At 69.4% G+C, this 20,744-nt stretch carries 22 protein-coding genes; 11 read left to right on the forward strand and 11 right to left on the reverse strand.

Annotated elements, in window-relative coordinates; genetic code table 11:
* Positions 1–11 precede the first annotated feature (11 nt).
* From M8859_RS10385 to M8859_RS10395, 3 genes are all read right to left on the reverse strand, one after another.
* Positions 12–443 (reverse strand): succinate dehydrogenase hydrophobic membrane anchor subunit, encoded by a 432-nt coding sequence (locus M8859_RS10385; protein WP_159923128.1) that lies wholly within the window; start codon positions 441–443, stop codon positions 12–14.
* Between the two features lie 2 nt (positions 444–445).
* Positions 446–844 (reverse strand): succinate dehydrogenase, cytochrome b556 subunit, encoded by a 399-nt coding sequence (gene sdhC / locus M8859_RS10390; protein ID WP_159923130.1) that lies wholly within the window; start codon positions 842–844, stop codon positions 446–448.
* A 601-nt stretch (positions 845–1,445) separates the two neighbouring features.
* Entirely contained in the window at positions 1,446–1,622 is a 177-nt protein-coding gene (locus M8859_RS10395) for a hypothetical protein (protein WP_159923132.1), read from the reverse strand.
* Positions 1,623–1,805: 183 nt separating this feature from the next.
* On the opposite strand from M8859_RS10395, the gene M8859_RS10400 reads away from it, so the two are divergent.
* The 4 genes from M8859_RS10400 to M8859_RS10415 all read left to right on the forward strand — a co-directional run bounded on the left by M8859_RS10400 (position 1,806) and on the right by M8859_RS10415 (position 5,512).
* Positions 1,806–2,201 carry a cytidine deaminase gene (locus tag M8859_RS10400; protein ID WP_159923134.1) on the forward strand — a complete coding sequence of 132 codons (396 nt, stop codon included), beginning with the start codon at positions 1,806–1,808 and terminating at the stop codon, positions 2,199–2,201.
* A gap of 87 nt (positions 2,202–2,288) precedes the next feature.
* A complete protein-coding gene (locus tag M8859_RS10405) occupies positions 2,289–3,578 on the forward strand; it encodes a thymidine phosphorylase (RefSeq protein WP_159923136.1) in 1,290 nt (429 codons plus the stop codon).
* A gap of 156 nt (positions 3,579–3,734) precedes the next feature.
* Positions 3,735–4,832: an adenosine deaminase gene (locus M8859_RS10410; RefSeq protein ID WP_195071633.1), complete on the forward strand. Its 1,098-nt coding sequence runs from the start codon at positions 3,735–3,737 to the stop codon at positions 4,830–4,832.
* A gap of 23 nt (positions 4,833–4,855) precedes the next feature.
* Entirely contained in the window at positions 4,856–5,512 is a 657-nt protein-coding gene (locus tag M8859_RS10415) for a hypothetical protein (RefSeq protein WP_159923140.1), read from the forward strand.
* Here the strand turns inward: M8859_RS10415 and M8859_RS10420 are convergent, their stop codons facing one another.
* The 5 genes from M8859_RS10420 to M8859_RS10440 are packed head-to-tail and all read right to left on the reverse strand — an operon-like array spanning position 5,513 to position 8,903.
* On the reverse strand, positions 5,513–6,769 hold the full coding sequence (locus tag M8859_RS10420) for a SatS C-terminal domain-containing protein (RefSeq protein WP_159923142.1): 1,257 nt from the start codon (positions 6,767–6,769) through the stop codon (positions 5,513–5,515). It lies immediately after the preceding gene.
* 26 nt (positions 6,770–6,795) lie between these two features.
* Positions 6,796–7,143, reverse strand: coding sequence for a YbaB/EbfC family nucleoid-associated protein (locus M8859_RS10425; RefSeq protein ID WP_159923144.1), 348 nt, complete (start codon positions 7,141–7,143; stop codon positions 6,796–6,798).
* On the reverse strand, positions 7,140–7,481 hold the full coding sequence (locus tag M8859_RS10430; RefSeq protein ID WP_159923146.1) for a hypothetical protein: 342 nt from the start codon (positions 7,479–7,481) through the stop codon (positions 7,140–7,142). Before M8859_RS10430 ends, M8859_RS10425 begins: the two co-directional genes overlap by 4 nt.
* Positions 7,478–8,578: a C40 family peptidase gene (locus M8859_RS10435; protein ID WP_249644146.1), complete on the reverse strand. Its 1,101-nt coding sequence runs from the start codon at positions 8,576–8,578 to the stop codon at positions 7,478–7,480. The genes M8859_RS10430 and M8859_RS10435 overlap by 4 nt, the downstream gene beginning before the upstream one ends.
* Before the next feature lie 4 nt (positions 8,579–8,582).
* Positions 8,583–8,903 (reverse strand): type VII secretion target, encoded by a 321-nt coding sequence (locus M8859_RS10440; protein ID WP_159923150.1) that lies wholly within the window; start codon positions 8,901–8,903, stop codon positions 8,583–8,585.
* 144 nt (positions 8,904–9,047) lie between these two features.
* Between M8859_RS10440 and upp the strand changes: the two genes are divergently transcribed.
* Complete coding sequence (gene upp, locus M8859_RS10445; RefSeq protein WP_159923152.1) at positions 9,048–9,671, forward strand: uracil phosphoribosyltransferase; 624 nt, start codon at positions 9,048–9,050, stop codon at positions 9,669–9,671.
* Positions 9,672–9,674: 3 nt separating this feature from the next.
* Here the strand turns inward: upp and M8859_RS10450 are convergent, their stop codons facing one another.
* Both M8859_RS10450 and M8859_RS10455 read right to left on the reverse strand, forming a co-directional pair.
* Positions 9,675–11,171 (reverse strand): phospho-sugar mutase, encoded by a 1,497-nt coding sequence (locus M8859_RS10450; RefSeq protein WP_195139534.1) that lies wholly within the window; start codon positions 11,169–11,171, stop codon positions 9,675–9,677.
* On the reverse strand, positions 11,172–11,951 hold the full coding sequence (locus M8859_RS10455; protein ID WP_159923156.1) for a purine-nucleoside phosphorylase: 780 nt from the start codon (positions 11,949–11,951) through the stop codon (positions 11,172–11,174).
* A 555-nt stretch (positions 11,952–12,506) separates the two neighbouring features.
* Here M8859_RS10455 and M8859_RS10460 point away from each other — a divergent pair.
* From M8859_RS10460 to M8859_RS10470, 3 genes are all read left to right on the forward strand, one after another.
* Positions 12,507–13,211 carry an enoyl-CoA hydratase-related protein gene (locus tag M8859_RS10460; protein ID WP_249644147.1) on the forward strand — a complete coding sequence of 235 codons (705 nt, stop codon included), beginning with the start codon at positions 12,507–12,509 and terminating at the stop codon, positions 13,209–13,211.
* Positions 13,212–13,591: 380 nt separating this feature from the next.
* A complete protein-coding gene (locus tag M8859_RS10465) occupies positions 13,592–14,833 on the forward strand; it encodes a M20 family metallopeptidase (RefSeq protein WP_159923160.1) in 1,242 nt (413 codons plus the stop codon).
* 116 nt (positions 14,834–14,949) lie between these two features.
* On the forward strand, positions 14,950–16,092 hold the full coding sequence (locus tag M8859_RS10470) for a M20 family metallopeptidase (protein WP_370523783.1): 1,143 nt from the start codon (positions 14,950–14,952) through the stop codon (positions 16,090–16,092).
* A gap of 109 nt (positions 16,093–16,201) precedes the next feature.
* Here M8859_RS10470 and M8859_RS10475 read toward each other — a convergent pair whose 3' ends face one another.
* Positions 16,202–16,675: a gamma-glutamylcyclotransferase family protein gene (locus M8859_RS10475; RefSeq protein WP_159923162.1), complete on the reverse strand. Its 474-nt coding sequence runs from the start codon at positions 16,673–16,675 to the stop codon at positions 16,202–16,204.
* 173 nt (positions 16,676–16,848) lie between these two features.
* Between M8859_RS10475 and M8859_RS10480 the strand changes: the two genes are divergently transcribed.
* The 3 genes from M8859_RS10480 (at position 16,849) to M8859_RS10490 (ending at position 20,675) form a co-directional block, all read left to right on the forward strand.
* Positions 16,849–18,252, forward strand: coding sequence for an NAD(P)H-quinone dehydrogenase (locus M8859_RS10480; RefSeq protein WP_195071632.1), 1,404 nt, complete (start codon positions 16,849–16,851; stop codon positions 18,250–18,252).
* Between the two features lie 343 nt (positions 18,253–18,595).
* Positions 18,596–19,579 carry a hypothetical protein gene (locus M8859_RS10485; protein WP_223518617.1) on the forward strand — a complete coding sequence of 328 codons (984 nt, stop codon included), beginning with the start codon at positions 18,596–18,598 and terminating at the stop codon, positions 19,577–19,579.
* A gap of 73 nt (positions 19,580–19,652) precedes the next feature.
* Positions 19,653–20,675: a DUF8176 domain-containing protein gene (locus M8859_RS10490; RefSeq protein ID WP_236565393.1), complete on the forward strand. Its 1,023-nt coding sequence runs from the start codon at positions 19,653–19,655 to the stop codon at positions 20,673–20,675.
* The last annotated feature ends 69 nt before the right edge of the window (positions 20,676–20,744 follow it).

Genomic DNA, 20,744 nt, shown 5'->3' on the forward strand with positions numbered 1-20,744 from the left:
GGGGCCTGTTCCTAACTGATGTTGGGGTCGAAGGTGAAGATGACGTAGGTGCCCACGCCCATGATCAGGATCATCGAGATGGCCAGCAGGGTCTTGAGCCAGAACCGGGTCGAGTCCTTGCGGGAGTAGTCGTCGATGACGGTGCGCAGACCGTTGCCGCCGTGCAGCTGGGCCAGCCACAACATGCTCAGGTCCCAGAACTGCCAGAACGGGCTGGACCAGCGACCGGCGACGAAGGCGAAGTTCAGTCGCTTCACGCCGCCGTCGAGCAGCAGCATGATCGTCATGTGGCCGAGCACCAGCACGATCAGCAGCAGGCCGGAGAAGCGCATGAACAGCCAGGCGTACTTCTCGAAGTTGTTGCTCGAGTGCGCGCGCGGCGAGCGGGGCAGATCCAGGCTGGCCGGACGGTCGTAGGACTTACCGAGAACAGGTGCGCTCATCTTCAGTGCTCCGTGAACAAGTAGAAGAACTGGCGCCCGACCGCCGGAACGGACAGCAGGAACCAGATCGCGAGGATGATCCAGAGCATCAGGCGCTGGTACTTCGGGCCCTTGGACCAGAAGTCCACGAGGATCACGCGGACGCCGTTGAGCGCGTGGAACAGGACGACGACGACCAGGCCCATCTCCATCAACGCCACGATGGGCGTCTTGTAGGTCTCGATCGCCTCGTTGTAGGTATCCGGGCTCACGCGCACCAAAGCGGTGTCCAGCACGTGGACGAAGAGGAAGAAGAAGATGGTGACACCGGTGATCCGGTGCAGCGCCCACGACCACATTCCGGGGTCGCCTCGGTACAGCGTCTTCCGCTTCGGCTGGGCCGGAGCTTCAATCGTGGTCATAGAGTGCGGTGCCTCCAACGTCGTTGATGGACCCGGTTGCAGGTCCGACGCCGGCGGCGTTGGGGGCGAATGCCCAGGTGGCTGTACTCCGGCCCGTCGCGGGGAACCTGAACCGATCTGTTCTGGACTCTAATCCCCCAGCAATCGCGGAACTAATTCGGCGTACCGTGCGTTGCGCGACACCCGATCGGGTTAGGCTTACCTTTCTTGATGGGTGCGGGGTTCCGTCGTGGCCCTCGCGCGGCCGTCGACGGGTCGATTCGAGAAGGGTTTCCCGCGGCGGATTTCGACTGTAATCCACTGCGTGACAGCACATTTCGAATTATTTCGGATGTCTGTGCTTCGCACTGGCGGTTTGGCCTCGGCGCTGCCGCTCTCAGTGGCCATGGCCGAATTGTGAGCGGTTGCAATGTGGAGAATGTCTCAGTCGACCTGGCTGAAGCTACTCGTCGGTAATAGACAATCACGGCGGATGCCCGCTCGCAATCGCGAGGCGGAAGTGCTCTCCGTGCGCCGCGGCCTCCGGCAGTTCGATGCGCACAGGCTCGACCCGCGTCCCGGCGAAACGCGCTCCGAGCCGAGGCCCCATTCGACAGGCGATCTATCCCGACGCGGCCGAGCGCACGGCCTTCTCGTACGCCTCGCCCGCGTCGCGGACCTTGATCGCGAGGAACCGCATCCGGTCGGCGGTGAGATAGCCGTTGCGAAAGGCTGTGGAGTCCAGCTCGGCGGCCACCTGGTCCAGTGCCAGGCGCGCGAACCGGGTCTGATCCGACATGCACCAGGTTTACCAGCCGATGTCGGCAAAAATCTCGGTACACGCCGAGAGCGGACGTAACGGTCGGCGGTGCCGTCCTGGCCGGCCACTCCGATCCTTGCCGCACGCACGCCGGCTGAGACGATCCGATCGAGAAGTTCGGCCCGTCGAACCGCTGAACCGACCGGAGAGGTGGCATCGCCCATGGACATCGACTGGAACAAGCTCCGTGCCAGCGCGTACGAGGCGATGGGCCGCGCTTACGCGCCCTACTCCCGGTTCCCGGTCGGCGCCGCGGGGCTCACCGGTGACCGGGTCGTAGTCGGCTGCAACGTCGAGAACGTCTCCTACGGATTGGGCCTCTGTGCCGAATGTGTGCTCATCGGTCACTTGATTTCCAGCGGAGGGGGACGCCTGGTGGCCGTCTCGGTGACGGATTCCCGTGGCGAGATCCTGATGCCCTGTGGCCGCTGCAGGCAATTGCTCTACGAGCACGGCGGGGCCGAGCTCCTGGTCGATCACAAGGGCGGCGCGGTGCCGTTGCGTGCGCTGCTGCCGGATGCGTTCGGTCCGGACGACCTCGACGCCGGGCAGATGTGAGCCGCTTGCGCCTCCCGGCCTCGACGGTGGCCGCATGCCACCAGTGAGAACCGGGGTGCGGCGGCGGCCCGTGCCAGACTGGCGACCGTGACGGCACTGGACGCGGTTTCGATCATCACGACCAAGCGCGACGGGGGAGAACTGTCCGACGCGCAGATCGACTGGGTGGTCGACGCGTTCACCCGCGGCGTGGTGGCCGACGAGCAGATGTCCGCGCTGGCCATGGCGATCGTCTGGCGCGGGATGACGCGGCGCGAGACGGCGCGGTGGACGGCCGCGATGATCGCCTCCGGGCGGCGCATGGACCTGACCGGCCTGCCGCGCCCCACCGTGGACAAGCACTCGACCGGCGGAGTGGGTGACAAGATCACGCTGCCGCTGGCGCCGCTGGTCGCCGCGTGCGGCGCCGCGGTGCCGCAATTGTCCGGGCGCGGGCTCGGCCATACCGGCGGAACCCTGGACAAGCTGGAATCCATTCCCGGCTGGCAGGCGGACGTGCCGGTGCCGCGGATGCGCGACATCCTCGCCGACCCGGCCGTCGGCGCGGTGATCTGCGCGGCGGGCGCCGATCTCGCACCCGCGGACCGGCGGCTCTACGCCTTGCGCGACGTCACCGGCACGGTCGAATCGATCCCGCTGATCGCGAGCTCGATCATGAGCAAGAAGATCGCGGAGGGCACCGCCGCGCTGCTGCTCGACGTCAAGGTCGGCTCCGGCGCCTTCCTGAAGACCCTCGACGGGGCGCGCGACCTGGCGACAGCCATGGTCGAACTCGGCACCGACGCGGGCGTCCGGACGGTCGCGCTGCTCACCGCCATGGACACCCCCCTCGGCCGCACGGCGGGCAATGCCCTGGAAGTCGCGGAATCGGTGGAGGTGCTCGCGGGCGGCGGTCCCGAGGACGTCGTCGAGCTGACCATCGCCTTGGCGCGCGAGATGGTCGCGCTGGCCGGGCTCGATGCCGACCCCGCCGACGCGCTGGCCGACGGACGGGCGATGGACCACTGGCGCGCGATGGTCCGCGCCCAGGGTGGCGACCCGGACGCGCCGCTGCCCACCGCGAAGCACACCGAGACCGTGCGCGCCGAGGCCGACGGTGTGCTGACCCGGCTCGACGCGCTGAGCGTCGGCATCGCCGCCTGGCGCCTCGGCGCGGGCCGGGCACGCCAAGGTGATCCGGTGCAGTCCGGCGCGGGCATCGAGATGCACGCCAAGCCGGGCGACACCGTGACCGCGGGGCAACCGCTGTTGACCATGCACACCGACACCCCCGACGCCTTCACCGGCGCTACGTCGGCCCTGTCCGGCGCTGTCACCATCGAAACCGGTGCCGCGTCCGCTCCCGCTCCGCTGATCCTCGACCGAATCGTGTCCTGATCTGTTGGCGAGCCGCGAAATTCCGGCGGGCGCAGTCGCCGCCTGTGTGGTCGATGGGTGTCCCGTTGTGGACCGGCCCGCATCCGGCGGGCAACGAGATGGTTGCCACGGTCGCAGTCGGCTGCCGTTTCGGCGCGCTGCGGCTACCGTCGACACATGACTGGACCGATGCCTCTGACTCTCGCCTCGATCCGCCAAGCGCCGAAAGCGCTGCTGCACGATCACCTCGACGGTGGCCTGCGGCCCGCGACGGTGCTCGAACTCGCCGCGCACAGCGGCTACGACGACCTACCCGCCACGGATGAGGCGTCGCTGGCGGCCTGGTTCCGTGACGCGGCCGACAGCGGGTCGCTGGAACGCTATCTGGAGACCTTCGCGCACACCGTCGCCGTAATGCAGACTCCGGAGGGCTTGCACCGGGTCGCTCGCGAATGCGCCGAGGACCTCGCCGCCGACGGCGTCGTGTACGCGGAGGTGCGCTTCGCTCCCGAACAGCATCTGGAGCGCGGACTGACGCTGGACGAGGTGGTCGAACACACGCTGGCCGGATTCCGCGAGGGCGAGGCCGCCGCCGCGGAGCAGGGCCACACCATCGTGGTGACCTGTCTGCTGACCGCGATGCGGCATGCGGCGCGCTCGCGGGAGATCGCGGAACTGGCGGTGCGCTTTCGCGATCGCGGGGTCGGCGGCTTCGACATCGCGGGTGCGGAGGCCGGTTTCCCGCCCAGCAGGCACCTGGACGCGTTCGAGTACATGCGGGCCAACAGCGCGCACTTCACCATCCACGCGGGCGAGGCCTTCGGCCTGCCGTCCATTCACGAAGCGCTCGCGTTCTGCGGATGCGACCGCCTCGGCCACGGTGTGCGGATCACCGACGACATCAGCGTGCCCGGCGCGATCGAGGACGCAGAGCTGGGCGTGGTCGCCAACTACGTCCGGGACATGCGCATTCCGCTGGAGCTGTGCCCGTCGTCGAACGTGCAGACCGGCGCCGTGCCATCGCTGGACAAGCACCCGTTCGACCTGCTGGCCCGCCTGCGCTTCCGCGTCACGGTCAACACCGACAACCGGCTGATGAGCGACACCAGCATGAGCCAGGAGATGCTCAAATTGGTCGAGACGTTCGGCTACGGCTGGAGCGACCTGGAACGGTTCACCATCAACGCCATGAAGTCGGCGTTCATCCCGTTCCCCGAGCGGCTGCGGATCATCGACGACATCATCAAGCCCGGATACGCGGTGCTCATCGGATAGGCGACCGGGCTACCGTGACCGACATGGCGACCTTGCGTATCCCCCGCCGGTTCAACGGACCACCCGACTCCGGCAACGGTGGCTACGTGGCCGGTCTGCTCGCCGAGCAGCGCGGCGAGCAGACCGTGACCGTGATCCTGCGCAGCCCGCCGCCGCTGGAGACGCCGCTCGACGTGCGCGGCCGACGGCTGTACGAGGGCGACACGCTGATCGCCGAGTCGAACAGCGGCGAGCTCATGCGGGACGCACCGCGTCATGTCCGGTTCGATGACGCGGCCGAGGCAGCGCGCGGCTATACGAGCATCGAGATGTTCGCCTCTTGCTTCGTCTGCGGCAGCCGGCGGGCCGACGGGCTGCGCATCGAACCCGGACGAGTGGACGAGGCTCGAGTAGCCTCGCCGTGGGTGCCCGACGACACCGTGCCGCTGGGCCCGCCGCTGCTGTGGGCCGCGATGGACTGCCCCGGCGGCTGGTCGCTCCCCGGCATGCTCGAACGTCCCGCACTGCTCGGCTCGATGACCGCCACCGTGCACGACGTGCCGCAGGTCGGCGAGCGCTGCGTCGTCGTTGGCGAGTTCCACGGCGAGCAAGGCCGCAAATGCTGGGCCTCGACCGCTGTCTACGGCGCCGACGAACGCCTGCTCGGGCAGGCCGAGCAGGTGTGGATCCGGCTGAGCTAGTTACTGCTTGTCGAGCCGGGACTCCAGGTGGCGTTCCAGTTCGCGCCAGGCCTGGGCCTCGGCGGTGAACGGCGGGTTGGGCGCCAACCGGGTGGGGTCGGGATTCAGCAGGTAGGAGACATACCAGCCCAGCGGGGTGGATTGCGCCAGCGCCTGCTCCACCGTGTCGTCGTCGGCGTAGTCGGCGGCGTCGGTGAACAGCTCGACCGCCAGGTCCAGCTGTTCGATGTCGACCGCCTCCGGACCTTCCGCCAAGTCCTCGGCCAAGCCGGGCAGCACGTAGACGTTCTCGTCGGTGACCTCCACCTCCAGCGAGCCGTCCACCGCCGCGGTCTGCACGTCGGCGAAGGTGCTCACGCGGGCCAGGTCGTGCTCGTGATCGTCGGCGAGGTAGCGGGCCAGCGCACGCTCGGAGGGGAAGACCGTGATCGCGCCCTTGGTGCCGAGGAAGATCGGCTCGTCGTCGAGGTAACAGCGCAGCGTGAAGACGCTGCCTTCGGACGTGACGATCTTGACCGGGTCGATGCCGACCTCGTGCCAGAACGATTCGTCCTCGTCCTCGTCTTCCTCGTCGTCTTCTTCCTCGTCGAGGTCGACGGGCTCGAATTCCTCCTCGTCGCTGTCGGCCGCGTCGTCGGCGTCGACCACGTTCTCCTCGGCGGCCAGCAGCTCGGCCTCGGCGACCGCGACCGCTTCGGCGTCCACCTCGGGCGTCTGCACGACGGAGTCGATGGCGTCCAGCACATCGTCCCAGTCCTTGGCGATGGCCGCGCCGATCTGGTCCCACAACTCCTCTCCGTCGCGGCCGACGAACGCGCTCACCCCGCCGGGCAGCGCGCCGAGTACCGGATGCGAACCGAAGAACTTGGTCACCGTCTCGAGCTCGCACACCTCACCGATGTTGCGCACCATGCCGAGGGTGTCTTCCAACTCGGCGACGGTGTCCACGTCGGGGTCACCGGCGGCCAGCTCCGGCACGGCGACCAGATCGAAGGTGAAGTTCTCCTCCGGTTCCAGTTCGACCGCGGACAGACCCGCGACAACCTTCCACGCCGGATGGTCGATGAGGTCGTTGTCGGAGCTGGTGCGGATGAACGCGGCCAGCTCCGCCACGGATTCGAAACCGTAGAGGGCATCCTCGTGACCGAGGAACGCCTCCCACTCGTCGTCACCGTCTCGCCAGCGCGGTGCCCACAGGGTGACGAGATCGCCGTCGGTCAGGCCGAGCTCGATCGGGACGATGTCTCCAGAAGCCATGTGCGGAAGCCTATCGACCTTCCGCGTCAGGCACTATCCGGCCCGCCCCCATTCGTGCCCGCGGGCGGCTGCCCGGCCGGGACGAACGACTCGTTCAGTGTCGCAACCACCTTGGATCGCTGCGCGCCGGCGTCCTCGGCGGCCTGCCTGCAGGCCCAGACGATCAACTGTCCGACCTCGGTGGGCGGCAGCGAAGTGACCGATTCCGCGAGGGTCAGGCCGACCATCGCGCCATCGCTGTTCACCTCGACGCTCACCGCGCCGTCCTCGGAGGTGAACCGTCCGCGCACCTGCTTCAGCCCGTACAGCGCGGCTTCCAGCGCCTCCAGTTTCTGGGTAGCCGACGCGACCAGGGCGTCCATTTCCGCGCTCATACCGGCCTCATCCAGGTCGTCGGTCCCGTGTCCGCGTCATCGATCCGGTCGAGCTCGTCCACCGCCTGCTGGCGGGTGGGCAGGCCGAGCCGGTCGAGAATGTCCGAGGGCATGCCGGCCTCGGCGAGCAATTCGCGCCGCCGCGCCCGCGCCGCGATGGCGGAGCGCTGGGTGAGCCGCAGGATCTCGTTCGCCAGCGACTGTGCGCCGTAACGGTATTCGCTGCGCTCGAACTTGATCTCCACCGGCATGCCCTGATCGGTAGCGCGCACCGAGATGGTGCCCGACCGGTTGCTGCTGGCAGCCACCGTGACATTGGGGACCTGGGGTTGGGTCATGCCGTCGGCCTGTAGAAACCGTAGAAGTCCATGCCTGAGTTCTCCGTTCGAATCGAGCTGATCTGGACCGGGTCACCCGCCTCGACCAACTGCCCGTTGCCGATCACCATGGCCACGTGGCCGTCCCAGATCGCCAGGTCGCCGGGCATCAGGTCACCGGCCGAGACCGGTGTGGCCCCGTTGCCCTGCTCGGCCGCGAGCCGGGGCAGGTCGACGCCCGCCTCGCCGTAGGCGTACTTGGTGAGCCCGCTGCAGTCCAATCCCGCGCCCGGGCTGTTGCCGCCCCAGACATAGGGCGTGCCGACAGCGCCGATCGCCGACCGGACCGCCGTGGCGGCCTGTTCGTTGGGCGCCTCCACGACGCTGCCGTCGGGCAGCGTGATCTTCACGCCCTTGCCGTCGTCGGGCGCTCCCGAGGAACCGGTGTCGGGCTTGGGCGTGCCCGAGGTGCCCGGCGTGGTGCTGGGACCACGCATGGCTTGGGACAGCGTCGGCGTGGCCATCGCGGTGCTCAGCAGTTGCCCCGCGCCGTTGAGTGCGCCGGAGGCGGTGGACACCACCTGCTGTACGGGCACGCCGGACAGGGACGGGGTCGTGGGCGGCGGGGTCAGCTCGTTCATCGACGCGGTGTGCGTCTGCAATTCGTTGTGCACCCGGCCGACGACGTTGAGCGCTTGGCCGAGATGGTCGATCGCCGTGCCGACGAGCACCGTCAGCCCCTGCGGGGTCGCCAGGGCCGGACCTATGCTCGCGGCGGTGTTCACGAAGGACTGCGCGATGTCGGTGAGCTCTTTCTGACCCGTCTCGACCTCGCCCGCGGCCTGGTTCACGACCGTCGCCATCTCGTTGCCGCGATCGGAGATGGTGGCCGCCGAGGTCTGCACGCGCAGCGCCTTGGCGGTGGCCGCGTCGGCGGCACGGCCGTCCCAGGCGGTGTTCATACCGTTGATGCTGTCGCGGCCCATCTGGTGGATCTGGTCGACCACGGCCGAGGTGCTGCGCAGCGCGTCCGTGGGGCCGCCCGAGGGCAGCACGCCGCTGCCGAAGCTGGCGAGCAGGTCGAAGATCGGTTTGGCCAGCGCGTTGATGTCGATCACCGGCTCACTCCACTTCGGCGGCCGCGTTCCGCAGCGCGCTCGCGTGGGTGGCGTCGGTCTCGGTGAGGACGGCCGCCGCTCCGGTGGCCGCGCCGCCCATACTGGTGAGCACCGCCGACAGCTGGCCGATCGCGGCGACGTGCCCGGCGTGCGCCGCGGCATAGGCCGCCATGAAGTCACCGCCGATGAGCCCCATGATCGGGCCGAGCAGCGCGGGTTCCGCCGCCGCAGCGCTCACTCCCGCCGCCGCCATATCACCGGCCATGACGTGAGTGGTCGCGCCGTAGGCCGCGATGCCCTCGGTGTCCGCCGACATCTTTCGCATCAGAGCTTCCCCCATCTGTTGTTCCCAGGCAGAGTACGTCATCCACTTGGTTCGACGCGCGCTGTTCCGGTTCGGTTCCGCCGCTTCGGAAAAAAGTTCCGTGGCGTCCGGCGGCGCACCCCGGGCCGACCTTATCGTTCCCTCATGCGCACCCACACCGTGGACCATCCACTCGTCGCCGCCCTGCTGACCACGATGCGGGACGAGCGAACCGCGAATCCGGCTTTCCGTGCCGCACTGCGTGATCTGACCGGGATCCTGATCTACGAGGCGCTGCGCGACGCGGAGGTCGAGCGTTTCCAGATCGTCACACCGGTCGCCCCCACCGAAGGCGTCCGGCTGGCCCGGCCGCCGCTGCTGGTCCCGGTGCTGCGCGCCGGGCTCGGCATGATCGATGCGGCCGCGGAACTGATCCCGGACGCCAGAATCGGATTCGTCGGCCTCGCCCGCGACGAGGAAACCCACCAGCCGGTGCCCTATATGGAGTCGCTGCCCGCCGATCTCGCCGGGCTGCCGGTCTTCGTGCTCGATCCGATGCTGGCCACGGGCGGCTCTATGCGTCACACCCTGCAACTGCTCGCGGCGCGCGGCGCCACCGACATCACCGCCGTCTGCGTCGTCGCAGCGCCGGAAGGTATTGCGACACTGGCGGACTCGGGCCTGCCGGTGCGGCTGGTCACCGCTGTCGTCGACGCGGAACTGAACGAGAACGCCTACATCGTGCCCGGTCTCGGCGACGCGGGCGACAGGCAGTTCGGACCGCGCTGACGGTCAGAGCGCCCGGCAGAAGTCGCGCAGCGCCGAAAGGCGTACGCACGCAGCGGCTCGCGCGGCCGGAAGATCGGCGTGCGAGCCGACCGGTTCGACCACCTCCAAGTAGCACTTGAGTTTCGGCTCGGTGCCGGAAGGTCGCACGACCACACGGGAGGAGACACCCTCGAAGATCAGCGCGTCGGTCCGCATCCGTCCCCGCACCCGGAGTTGGTCGGTGTACTCGACCGGCTCGCCCGCGATCCGCTCCGGCGGGTGCGCCCGCAACCGCTGCACCACCGCGGCGGCATCGGCGGCCGAGGCGAGCCGCAGCGACACCTGGTCGCCCGTGTGCAAGCCGAATTCGACCGCGTAGTCGTCGAGTTCGTCATCGAGGACGCGACCCGTGGCTTTCAGCCGGGCCACCAGATCGGCCACCAGCACGGCGGCGGAGATACCGTCCTTGTCCCGGACCGCCGCCGGGTCGACGCAGTGGCCGATCGCCTCCTCATAGGCGTAGACCAAGCCGTCGCCCGCGCGGGCCAGCCATTTGAATCCCGTGAGCGTTTCCGCGTAGCGGCCGCCGCGAGCGGGAGCCAGCTCGGAAAGCAGTCGCGACGACACAATGGTCGTCGCCACCAGCGAGTCCGGGGGAGCGGTGCGCAGCACGCAGTCGGCCAGCAGTACGCCGGTCTCGTCGCCGCGCAACATCCGCCAGGTACCGTCCGGGCGCGGGACACCCACCGCGCACCGGTCCGCGTCGGGATCCAGCGCGATCGCCACATCGGCGCCGACCCGGGCCGCCGTCGCGAGCAGCAGATCGCTCGCACCGGGTTCCTCGGGGTTCGGGAACGCGACGGTGGGGAAGTCGGGATCCGGTGCGAACTGCTCATCTACCACATGGACGTCGGGATAACCCGCCGCGCCGAGCGCTTCGACGGCGAGTTCGCCGCCGACGCCGTGCAGTGGTGTGAGTGCGATCCGGATCCCGGCGCGCTCGCCCGGTCCGCCGATCCGGGAGGGTAATTCGGCGACGCGGCGCACATAGCGCCGCACCACGTCGTCGTCTGCGGGGGTCACCGGCTGACGATCGATCGGCTCGCTGACGGCTTCGATGCAGCGCTCGATTTCGGCGTCGGCCGGGGCGAGAAGCTGCGATCCACCGTCGAGGTAGACCTTGTAGCCGTTGTCGGTGGCCGGATTGTGCGAGGCGGTGATCTGCACGCCCGCGACCGCCCCCAGCGCACGCACCGCGTACGCGACCACCGGGGTCGGCAGCGGACGCGGCAGCAGCGTCACCGCGAAGCCCGTCGCCGCGAGAATCTCCGAGGTCGCCGCGGCGAACTCGGCGGAACCGTGCCTGGCGTCGCGGCCGACGACCACCGCGCCGCCGCCGAGGCAGCGCTCGCGCAGCCACGCCGCGATCCCGGCGGTAGCCCTGCTCACCGTGGTGACGTTCATGCCGTCCGGGCCGTCGCGCAGCGGCCCGCGCAGTCCTGCCGTGCCGAACCGCAGCATCTACACCCGTTCCAGCACGCCGCGCAGCAGTTTGCCCAGCCGTGGCGCCGCGGCGTGCCCTTCGGCGAGCACCTCGGCGTGGGACAGATGCGCGCCCGTCACCCCCGCGGCCAGATTGGTGACCAGCGAGATGCCCAGCAGCCGGGCGCCCAGCGCGCGGCAGGCGATCGCTTCCAGCACCGTGGACATGCCGACGAGGTCCGCGCCGATCGTGCGCAGCATCCGGATCTCGGCGGGTGTCTCGTACTGCGGCCCCGTCAGGCCCGCGTAGACGCCGTCGGTCAGGCTTGGGTCGATCTCCCTGGCGACCGCCCGCAACTCGGGGTCCCAGGCGTCGACCAGGTCGACGAACGTCGCGCCTGCCAGCGGCGTGCGACCGGTCAAGTTGAGATGGTCGCTGATCAGCACCGGCTCACCCACCCGGAGGCCGGGCCGGATACCGCCCGCGGCGTTGGTCAGCACGACGATCTCCGCGCCCGCCGCCACGGCCGCCGACACCGGATGCACCACATCGGCGGGCTGGTAGCCCTCGTAGAGATGCTGGCGGCCCATCAGCAGCAGCACGGCGTTGTCGTCCACCTGAACCGAATGGACCATGCCGACATGGCCCTGGGCGGTCGGTGTCCCGAACCCCGGCAGCTCCGGCATCGGAACCGACGCCCGCGGCGCCCCGATCTCCGCGGCCGCGTCCTGCCAGCCCGACCCCAGCACCACCGCGACCCGGTGGCGTGACACTCCCGTACGTTCGGCGATCGCCTCGGCGGCCTGTTCGGCAAGCATGATCGTCACCATAGCTCTGTTTGATTATCAGCGCCTGCGGCGCTGAGTGTTCGCGGCCCCTCGGTGGCTCGCGTCCGAGCGGCCGCCGCTTGCTCCTTCGTCGCCTACGCGTCGGCCACTCGGACGCGAGCCGGGCCGCGAACGGACAATGCTCGGTCTCGCTTCGCTCGAAACCGGGAGTTGGGCGGGTGTGGGCGCGTCGGTGGTGATGCAGCCGAGCCCCGGCGGCGGCATCGGCCGGTGTGATCGCATGGGCGGTCGTCCTGCTGGCACGCTTCCCACCGGTGGCTGGTAGCTGGATGTTGGCCAGGTCGGGTGGGCGGTGGCCGGGTGTGGTCGCGGCGGGTGTCAGCGCGGTTGGACGACGCCTGGCCGACTGGCTGGAGTTCTCGTCGCCTTCGGATCAGTCGTGCCGCATCGGGATCGGCGGCATCGAGGGGCGCGACCATGGGCCGGCATCGCAAAGGTCGGGTCGGGCGTTGCTCGTCGCGGGTCGGCATTCGACTTTCTACCCGCGAGTAGGGGTGTTCGATGTGGCCCGATACGCTGCACCGCATGCCGTATCTCGAACGCCAAGGTGAAGTGTTCGTCGTGTACCTCGGCACCGAGGGACAGACGGACAGCGAGAACCGTTTCCACCCGGACTGGATCGACGAATTCCACGGCTTGCTGGACGAGGTCGAGAGCTCCCAGGGACCTGCCGCGCTGGTGACCACCGCGACCGGGAAGTTCTACAGCAACGGTCTGGACACCGACTGGCTGTTCGGCAACCTGGACAAGATGCACGGCTACCTCGACCGCGTGCACTCGCTCTACACCCGCCTGCTCGCCTTCCCGCTGCCGACCGTGGCCGCGATCAACGGCCATGCCTTCGGCGCGGGGGCCATGCTGGCCACCTCGCACGACTTCCGGATGATGCGCGCCGATCGCGGCTTCTACTGCCTGCCCGAGGTGCACTTGGGCATGCCGTTCACCATCGGGATGAACGCCCTGCTCACCGAGCGGCTGACCAACCAGGTCTGTGTGCAGGCGATGACCACCGGCCACCGCTACGCGGCGGACGAGGCCATTGCCGCGGGCATCGCCGACGGCAAGGCCGAAGCCCTCGATTTGCTCGCGACCGCGATCGAGCGGGCGGCGGCCCTGGCGAGCAACCGCAAGCCCAACCTGCCGGTGATCAAGCGCGCCTTGCACGCGAAGGCCCTGGCCGGTCTCGCGGTGCCGACCACCCCCGAGAACCTGGCGTTCGCGGCGGGCTGATTCCGTCCGGCTCGGGGAGCTCGGTGTTCGTGGCGGGCTGATTCCGTCGACCTCGGAGACCCTGGCATTCGCCGCAGGCTGAGCCCGCCCCTTTGGACCCGGCGCGCGCCGCGCTCGGACAGCCGGCTCATACCTCGGCTCCTCTCGGGGCACCGTCGCGCGCGGGCGGATATGAGTTGCACCGGTCCGCACGAAGACGACCGCCGACGAATAGCAGGCCCCAAGTCCGCAGGTCGAGGTGTCGTCTCCACCACGGGCACAACCACGTCTTTCGAGCGAAGCGAGACCGAGCATTGTCCGTTCGCGGCCACAAGGGGGCCGCGAACACGCAGCGCCGTAGGCGCTGCATAAACAAACACAGCAGTGCGAGACTGTGTTGCATGCCACCACCGCGCAGCGGGCGCCAGGAATCGCAACACGACGGCAACGCCGTGTGCGAGGTCGACCCGGCCGGTCGCAGTGACGCCGCGATCCGAGCGGCGTCGGCCGAGCTGATCGGCCTGTCACACGCGATCCACGCCGAACCCGAGCTGGCGTTCGAGGAGGTCCGCAGCGTCGCCAAGACCGTCGTTCCGCTCGCCGAGCGTGGCTTCGAGATCGACAACGGCGTCGCCGGCTTGCCGACGGCGTTCCGAGCACGCTATGGCAGCGGGGCGCTGACCGTCGGCATCTGCGCCGAGTACGACGCGCTGCCCGAGATCGGGCATGCCTGCGGGCACAACGTCATCGCCGCGTCCGCGGTGGGGGCGGCGCTCGGTCTCGCCGAGGTCGCCGACGCGCTGGACCTGACTGTGCTGGTGTTCGGCACCCCTGCCGAGGAGAGCGGCGGCGGCAAGGTGCTCATGCTGGAACATGGGGTGTTCGATGACGTCGCGATGGCGATGATGGTGCATCCGGGTCCGCTCGACATCGTCGGCGCCAGGTCGCTGGCTCTGGCCGACGTCTCGGTGGTCTTCCACGGGCGTGAGGCGCATGCCAGCGCGGCCCCGGAGCAGGGCCGCAACGCGGGCGACGCGGTGACCGTCGCACAGGTCGCTCTGGGGTTGCTGCGGCAGCATCTCCTGCCCGGCCAGCAACTGCACGGTATAGTCGGCGACGGTGGCGTAGCTCCCAACATCGTGCCCGGACGTGCGGAACTGCTGTATTATCTACGCGCAGTCGACTCCGCATCCCTCGACGATCTGATGCGACGAGCGTCGGCTTGTTTCGAGGCGGGCGCCCTCGCGACCGGCTGCACCCACGAAATCCGGACGCTCGCGCCGACGTATACCGAGCTGACCCCGGATCCGGAGTTGCTGCTCGTCTATCGCGAGCAACTCGCCGGATTGGGACGCGTGCCGCTGGCTCCGGAGTTCGAGGCGCAGCGGCCGCTGGGCAGCACCGATATGGGGAACGTCACCAACGTCATTCCGGGGATCCACCCGGTCATCGGCATCGATGCCGGTGGTGCGGTGACACATCAGCCCGGCTTCGCCGCGGCCAGCGTCAACGCTTCGGCGGATCGTGCGGTCCTCGACGGTGCGCTCGCCCTCGCGCGTACCGCTATCGCCGTCGCCCGCGATGACATCCATAGAGACAGGTTGTTGCAACGGCTAGTTCAACGACAGGAGGACATTCGGTGAGCACAACCGGCCGTTCGGCGGCGCCGGCGACGGGCCAGGCAGCGGGTATCCGCGTGGCCGTGGAGAGCACCGGCGGCTCCGCGGCGTCGGAGACCGTGGGATCCGGGCGGGAAGCGGTGGAGTCGTGGCTGGCCGATCACACGGTCGATCTCGTCCAATGGCGCAGGCACATCCACGCCAACCCGGAATTGTCCCGTACCGAGTTCGGCACCACCGAGTTCGTCTCGGCGTGGCTGACCAAGGCGGGCCTGGCGCCGCAGGTACTTCCCGGCGGCACCGGCTTGATCTGTGACATCGGGCCGGACGGGCCGCGAATCGGCCTGCGCGCCGATATGGACGCGCTGCCGCTGCAGGAGTTCACCGGACTGCCCTTCGCCTCGACGGTGCCCGGCGTGTCGCACGCGTGCGGCCACGACGCGCACACCACCATCCTGCTCGGCACGGCGCTGGCGCTGGCCGAGGTGCCGGAGCTGCCGGTCGGGGTGCGGCTGGTGTTCCAGCCCGCCGAGGAGGTCATGCCGGGCGGTGCGATCGACGTGGTCGCCACGGGCGCGATGACGGGTGTGGAGCGGATCTTCGCGCTGCATTGTGACCCGCGCCTGGAAGTGGGCCGGGTCGGCATCCGCGTCGGTGCGATCACCTCCGCCGCCGACACCATCGAGCTGGTGCTCGACTCGCCGGGCGGCCACACTTCCCGTCCACACCTGACCAGCGACCTGGTCTACGCGATCGGCTCGGTCATCACCGGCCTGCCGGGCCTGCTCAGCCGTCGCATCGACCCGCGCACCAGCACCGTGATGGTGTGGGGTGCGGTGAGCGCGGGAAAAGCGCCCAACGCCATTCCGCAGACCGGCATGCTCACCGGCACCATCCGCACCGGAGATCACGCCACCTGGTCGCTGCTGGAGCCGATGGTGCGGCAGATCGTCGACGGCCTGCTGGCCCCGACGGGCGTGCGCTACCAGCTGAACTACCGGCGCGGCGTGCCTCCTGTGGTCAACGACGAGCACTCCACCCGCATCTTCGAGGACGCGATCCGCGCGCTCGGCCCCGACGCGCTGGCCGACACTCTGCAGTCCGGCGGTGGCGAGGACTTCTCCTGGTATCTCGAGGAGGTGCCGGGCGCGATGGCGCGCCTGGGCGTCTGGTCTGGGGAGGGCGAACAGCTGGACCTGCACCAGCCCACCTTCGACATCGATGAGCGTGCCCTCGCGGTCGGCGTGCGGGTGCTGAGCAATCTCGTGCTCGGCGCGCGCTGAGTTCTTCGTCACACCGGCGCTGTTGTTCGTCACACGGGGCGTTGCCGGTGCAGCGGCGTGGCCGAACCCTCGGGTCGGCCACGCCGCTGACGTCGGCGGACTGTCGCGGTCAGCCGAAGTTGCCCGGGCCGACGTTCCGGCTGTTGCGGGTTCGTAGGGCGTGGACGTAATCCTCTGGCGCTCCCGCCTTTTCGGCGGCGTCGGCGATCACGCCGAGGTAGCGGGCCGAGGGCAGGCCGCCCTCGTAGGCGTCCAGCACATACAGCCAGGCCAGCGTGGGTTCGCCGCCGTCGGCGTTGCGGGTGACGCGCAGTCGGATCTTCTTGTGGATACCGAAGTCCGAGCCCTCCCAGCGGTCCAGCCGCTGTTCGTCCTCGGGGGACACGTCGTAGAGCACGACGAACACCCGGGAATTGGGATCCTCCACGACCGTCGCGAGAGGCCCTTCCCAGCCGATGTCATCACCGGCAAAGGTGAGCCGCCAGCCCTCCAACCAGCCCGTCCCGGACATGGGGGAGTGCGGACAGCGCTCGAGCATCTGCGTCGAGTCCATGTTGGACCCATAGGCGGCATAGATCGGCACCAGAGAAGGGTAGCCAATAACCTTCGCAGACCGCGTTTGATTGCCGCACCTGCGGCGCGGCGCGTGGTGCGGAACTGTTGCGCACCGGTAACGCGCTCGGTAGTGCGAGGAGGTTGCCGGATAACGTTTACCCGTGCCGGAGATCCCGGCGCGAAGCACGAGCGGAGGTATCAATGACCCGCATCGCGATCATCGGCGGCGGACCGGCCGGCTATGAGGCGGCCCTGGTGGCGGCACAGCACGGAGCGTCGGTGACGCTGGTCGACTCCGACGGCATCGGCGGCGCGTGTGTGCTCTGGGACTGTGTCCCGTCCAAGACCTTCATCGCCTCGACCGGCGTGCGAACCGACCTGCGCCGCGCTCGCGATCTCGGGATCACCCTGGACCCGAACCAGGCGCAGGTGCAGCTGGCGGAGGTGAACGGGCGCGTGAAGGCGCTGGCCCTCGCGCAGTCCTCCGATATCCGCTCCAAGCTGCAGACCGTGGGGGTGACCGTGCTCGCCGGGTACGGCGAGCTGATCGACCGCGCCGGCGGGCTGGCCGCGCACCGCGTGCTGGCCAAGCTGGCCGACGGCGCGCAGCAGACCATCGAGGCCGAGGTGGTGCTGATCGCCACCGGCGCGAGCCCGCGCGTGCTGCCGGGCGCCGAGCCGGACGGTGAACGCATCCTCAACTGGCGTCAGCTCTACGACCTCGAGGAGTTGCCGGAGACCCTGGTGGTCGTCGGTTCCGGTGTGACGGGCGCCGAGTTCGTCTCCGCCTACACCGAAATGGGTGTGCGGGTGAAGCTGGTCTCCAGCCGCGACCGCGTTCTGCCCGGGGAGGACGCCGACGCGGCGCTCGTGCTGGAGGACGCGCTGGCCGAACGCGGCGTCGAACTGGTCAAGCACGCCCGCGCCGACGCGGTGGAGCGCACCGCCGACGGCATCGTGGTCAAGTTGTCCGACGGACGCACGGTTTCCGGCTCGCACGCGCTGATGACCGTGGGCTCGACACCCAACACCGCCGGGCTCGGACTCGAGCGGGTCGGCATCGAACTCGACCGCGGCGGCTACCTGCGGGTGGATCGCGTTTCGCGCACGTCGGTGCCCGGCATCTACGCCGCGGGCGACTGCACCGGCCTGCTGCCGCTGGCCTCGGTGGCCGCGATGCAGGGACGCATCGCGATGTACCACGCGCTCGGGGAGGGCGTCAGCCCGATTCGCCTGAAGACCGTTGCCTCCGCGGTGTTCACCCGGCCGGAGATCGCGACCGTCGGCGTCAGCCAGAACGCGATCGACAACGGTGAGGTCCCCGCCCGCACGGTGATGCTGCCGCTGAACACGAACCCCCGCGCCAAGATGTCCGGGCTGCGACGCGGTTTCGTCAAGATCTTCTGCCGCCCCGCGACCGGCGTGGTGATCGGCGGCGTCGTCGTCGCTCCGATCGCCTCGGAGCTGATCCTGCCGATCGCCCTTGCGGTGCAGAACAACCTGACGGTCAACGACCTGGCCCAGACCTTCTCGGTGTACCCCTCGCTGACGGGTTCGGTGACCGAGGCGGCGCGATTGCTGATGCGGCACGACGACCTGGACTGACTTCCGTTTCGGCGCGCGCTGTGCCGTGTCCGATTCAGGACATCACGCCCCGAGAACTCGGGGCGGGGCGGGGACGCGGGGAGTCTTGCCACCCTTGGTCATTCGCAGCGTTGCCCATCGTGCGCACATGTGGTTCACTCTCGGCAGAGATGCGATCGCAGGAGGGTCGCGGAGTTCGGTGTGGGGGGATGGGTCCTTTCCAAATCGGCACGAGCGAACGGCCCGGGCCGTTCGGCGATCAGGCGTCTCACCCAGGGGACAACTGAATGCGGCCGACCAGGCCGCACCCGGGAAGGGATTGCGAAAAGTGAAACATCGTAAGCCGAGTCGGGCGCAGCGAGCGATGGCGAGCACCTCGTTGCCGCTGGCCACAGCGGCTGCAGTGGCCACTCTCTTCGCTGCGCCGGCGGGGGCGGCTCCCAACGATCAGCCGACCACTCCGCCGACGCCCGCTCCGGCGCAGCCGGGCGTGAACGAGTCGCCGAGCACCCCCGAGACCACTCAGCCGGAACCGGACAAGCCGGAATCCGAGCAGGATCGGCAGAAGCCGGAGAGCAAGCCGACGCCGAGCCAGCCCGGCGTCACCACGCCGGACCAGAACCAGGCCGTGCCCGATCAGAAGAAGGATCCGCGGCTGGCCCAACCGACCCAGCCGGGCGTGACCACCCCCCGCGTCGCGCCGCTGCCGGTTCCCGGCCAGCAGCAGCCCAGCGATCCGCAGCCCGCGGTCGTGCCGGATCAGGCCGCGCCGCAGCCCGGGGAGCAGGCTGCCCCGCAGCCGGGCACCCAGGGCGGCAACGCCGAGGCGCGGGAGCCGGAGAGTTCCACGCTGGTGCAGCCGCAGCCGCGCTGGCAGGCGCCGCGCCTGGAAGCCGCCCCGCCGGCGCCGGTCGTGGAGATGACCGGTCCGCACGCGGAGATCGGCGCCAACATCGACGGCGGCACCGTGCTGCCCGGTCACGTGGCCAACACCCACCACTTCAGCAACGAGGCCGGTTACGTCGGCACCATCGGCTACCGCACGCCGACCGGTGCGGGTGAAGCCGGTGTCTCGGTGGAGTTCGTCGACAAGAACACCGTCAAGCTGACCACCTACACCGGCGGCGAGGGCTTGGCCTCGAACAACACCACCGCGGTGTTCGACACCACCCAGCTGAACGTGGCCAAGGCCGCGGTGGAGGACTGGATCCGGGAGCAGCCGGGCGGCGCGGCCGCCCTGGAGGCCGCCGCACAGGTTAAGCTTCCGCTTCAGCCGGGCGATTTCGCTCCGCAAACCGTCGATGTGGGTGGTGTCACCACCCAGTGGGGTGGTTCACTCCAGTACTGACACGTGCTGATCTCGACGGGTGGGGCGGTCGTTCGCGGCCGCCCCACTTGTGCGTCCTGGGAAAGGATTGGGTGTGACCTCCGAGGGTGATGCGAGGGAGAACGAATCCGACTCCTCCGGGTCGGAATTCGGTCCGTCGTTGGGGGAGTTCGGGCCGCCGGTCTCCGAGTTCGGGCCACCCGTTGCGGAATTCGGTCCGCCCGTCGCGGAATTCGGTCCGCCGATGGGCACCGATACCGGACCGCGCTGGCAGGTGCCGCAGCAGCCCACCGACCACCCCGAACTGGGTTGGCGACCCGCGGGCGAGCCGGAGACGACGCCTCCTCTCGCGTCGCAGTTCCGCGCGCCGGATGCCACGGTCTTTGCCGAATCCGCCGCTGCCGCGCCCGAGCCGCCCGCCGCGCGCCCGCAGCCCAAGGGCGGCGAGAAGCAGGACTCGTGGTGGAATCAGCCGACCGCCGAGGGCGGCGTACCGAAGCCGCCTCCGCCGGCGGACTCGGGTCTGTCCTGGGCGGAGGACCCGATCGCCATGCGGCTGGCGCTGCGCGTCCCCACGACTCCGGCGCCGGTGCGAAGCTCTCGTCATTCGCGACGCTGGGGAGTGCTCGGCGCGGTCGCGGCGGTCGTGGTGCTGATCGCGTTGACGGTGACGATCATCGCGGTATCCGGTGACAACGGCGACAGCGGCGCCGCTCCCGGTGTCGGCGGCACCACCGCGGCGTTGAGCTGCCCGTCGAACAAGGACGGCAAGGTGACTGTCGGCAACGGCACGGGTGACACCAGTAGCGGCCCCGGCGCCATTCTCGGATTCCAGTACTCCTTCTACGTCGAGCGCAGCGGTGAGCGGGCCCGGCGGTTCGTCGCCGACGACGCGGAGAACGTCTCGACCGCCGACCGCATCCAGAAGGGCATCGATGAGTACGTTCCGGTCGGCACCACGCACTGCTTGCGGATCACGGAGCTGGCCACCGACACCTTCGACGTGGACCTGACCGAACACCGGCCCGACGGGACCACCACGGTATACCGGCAGACAGTGACCACGGTGGCCCGCGACGGCAAGACGGTGGTCTACGCGATCCGGGATCGCCTGTAGCCGGATACGGCCGCTACCGGGGCGGATCTCAGATCATGGGATGAATATTTCGGATTTTGGTCGGGCGTG

It is taken from the genome of Nocardia sputi, assembly GCF_023501985.1.

Bases quoted from the DNA above. Each gene is read 5' to 3' on its own strand.
- M8859_RS10440 (WP_159923150.1), bottom strand. From the start codon at position 8,903: ATGCGAAAGATGTCGGCGGACACCGAGGGCATCGCGGCCTACGGCGCG.
- upp (WP_159923152.1), top strand. From the start codon at position 9,048: ATGCGCACCCACACCGTGGACCATCCACTCGTCGCCGCCCTGCTGACC.
- M8859_RS10480 (WP_195071632.1), top strand. From the start codon at position 16,849: ATGACCCGCATCGCGATCATCGGCGGCGGACCGGCCGGCTATGAGGCG.
- M8859_RS10395 (WP_159923132.1), bottom strand. From the start codon at position 1,622: ATGTCGGATCAGACCCGGTTCGCGCGCCTGGCACTGGACCAGGTGGCC.
- M8859_RS10430 (WP_159923146.1), bottom strand. From the start codon at position 7,481: ATGACCCAACCCCAGGTCCCCAATGTCACGGTGGCTGCCAGCAGCAAC.
- M8859_RS10420 (WP_159923142.1), bottom strand. From the start codon at position 6,769: ATGGCTTCTGGAGACATCGTCCCGATCGAGCTCGGCCTGACCGACGGC.
- M8859_RS10450 (WP_195139534.1), bottom strand. From the start codon at position 11,171: ATGCTGCGGTTCGGCACGGCAGGACTGCGCGGGCCGCTGCGCGACGGC.
- M8859_RS10385 (WP_159923128.1), bottom strand. From the start codon at position 443: ATGAGCGCACCTGTTCTCGGTAAGTCCTACGACCGTCCGGCCAGCCTG.
- sdhC (WP_159923130.1), bottom strand. From the start codon at position 844: ATGACCACGATTGAAGCTCCGGCCCAGCCGAAGCGGAAGACGCTGTAC.
- M8859_RS10455 (WP_159923156.1), bottom strand. From the start codon at position 11,951: ATGCTTGCCGAACAGGCCGCCGAGGCGATCGCCGAACGTACGGGAGTG.
- M8859_RS10465 (WP_159923160.1), top strand. From the start codon at position 13,592: ATGCCACCACCGCGCAGCGGGCGCCAGGAATCGCAACACGACGGCAAC.
- M8859_RS10410 (WP_195071633.1), top strand. From the start codon at position 3,735: ATGACTGGACCGATGCCTCTGACTCTCGCCTCGATCCGCCAAGCGCCG.
- M8859_RS10415 (WP_159923140.1), top strand. From the start codon at position 4,856: ATGGCGACCTTGCGTATCCCCCGCCGGTTCAACGGACCACCCGACTCC.
- M8859_RS10485 (WP_223518617.1), top strand. From the start codon at position 18,596: ATGGCGAGCACCTCGTTGCCGCTGGCCACAGCGGCTGCAGTGGCCACT.
- M8859_RS10460 (WP_249644147.1), top strand. From the start codon at position 12,507: ATGCCGTATCTCGAACGCCAAGGTGAAGTGTTCGTCGTGTACCTCGGC.
- M8859_RS10400 (WP_159923134.1), top strand. From the start codon at position 1,806: ATGGACATCGACTGGAACAAGCTCCGTGCCAGCGCGTACGAGGCGATG.
- M8859_RS10425 (WP_159923144.1), bottom strand. From the start codon at position 7,143: ATGAGCGCGGAAATGGACGCCCTGGTCGCGTCGGCTACCCAGAAACTG.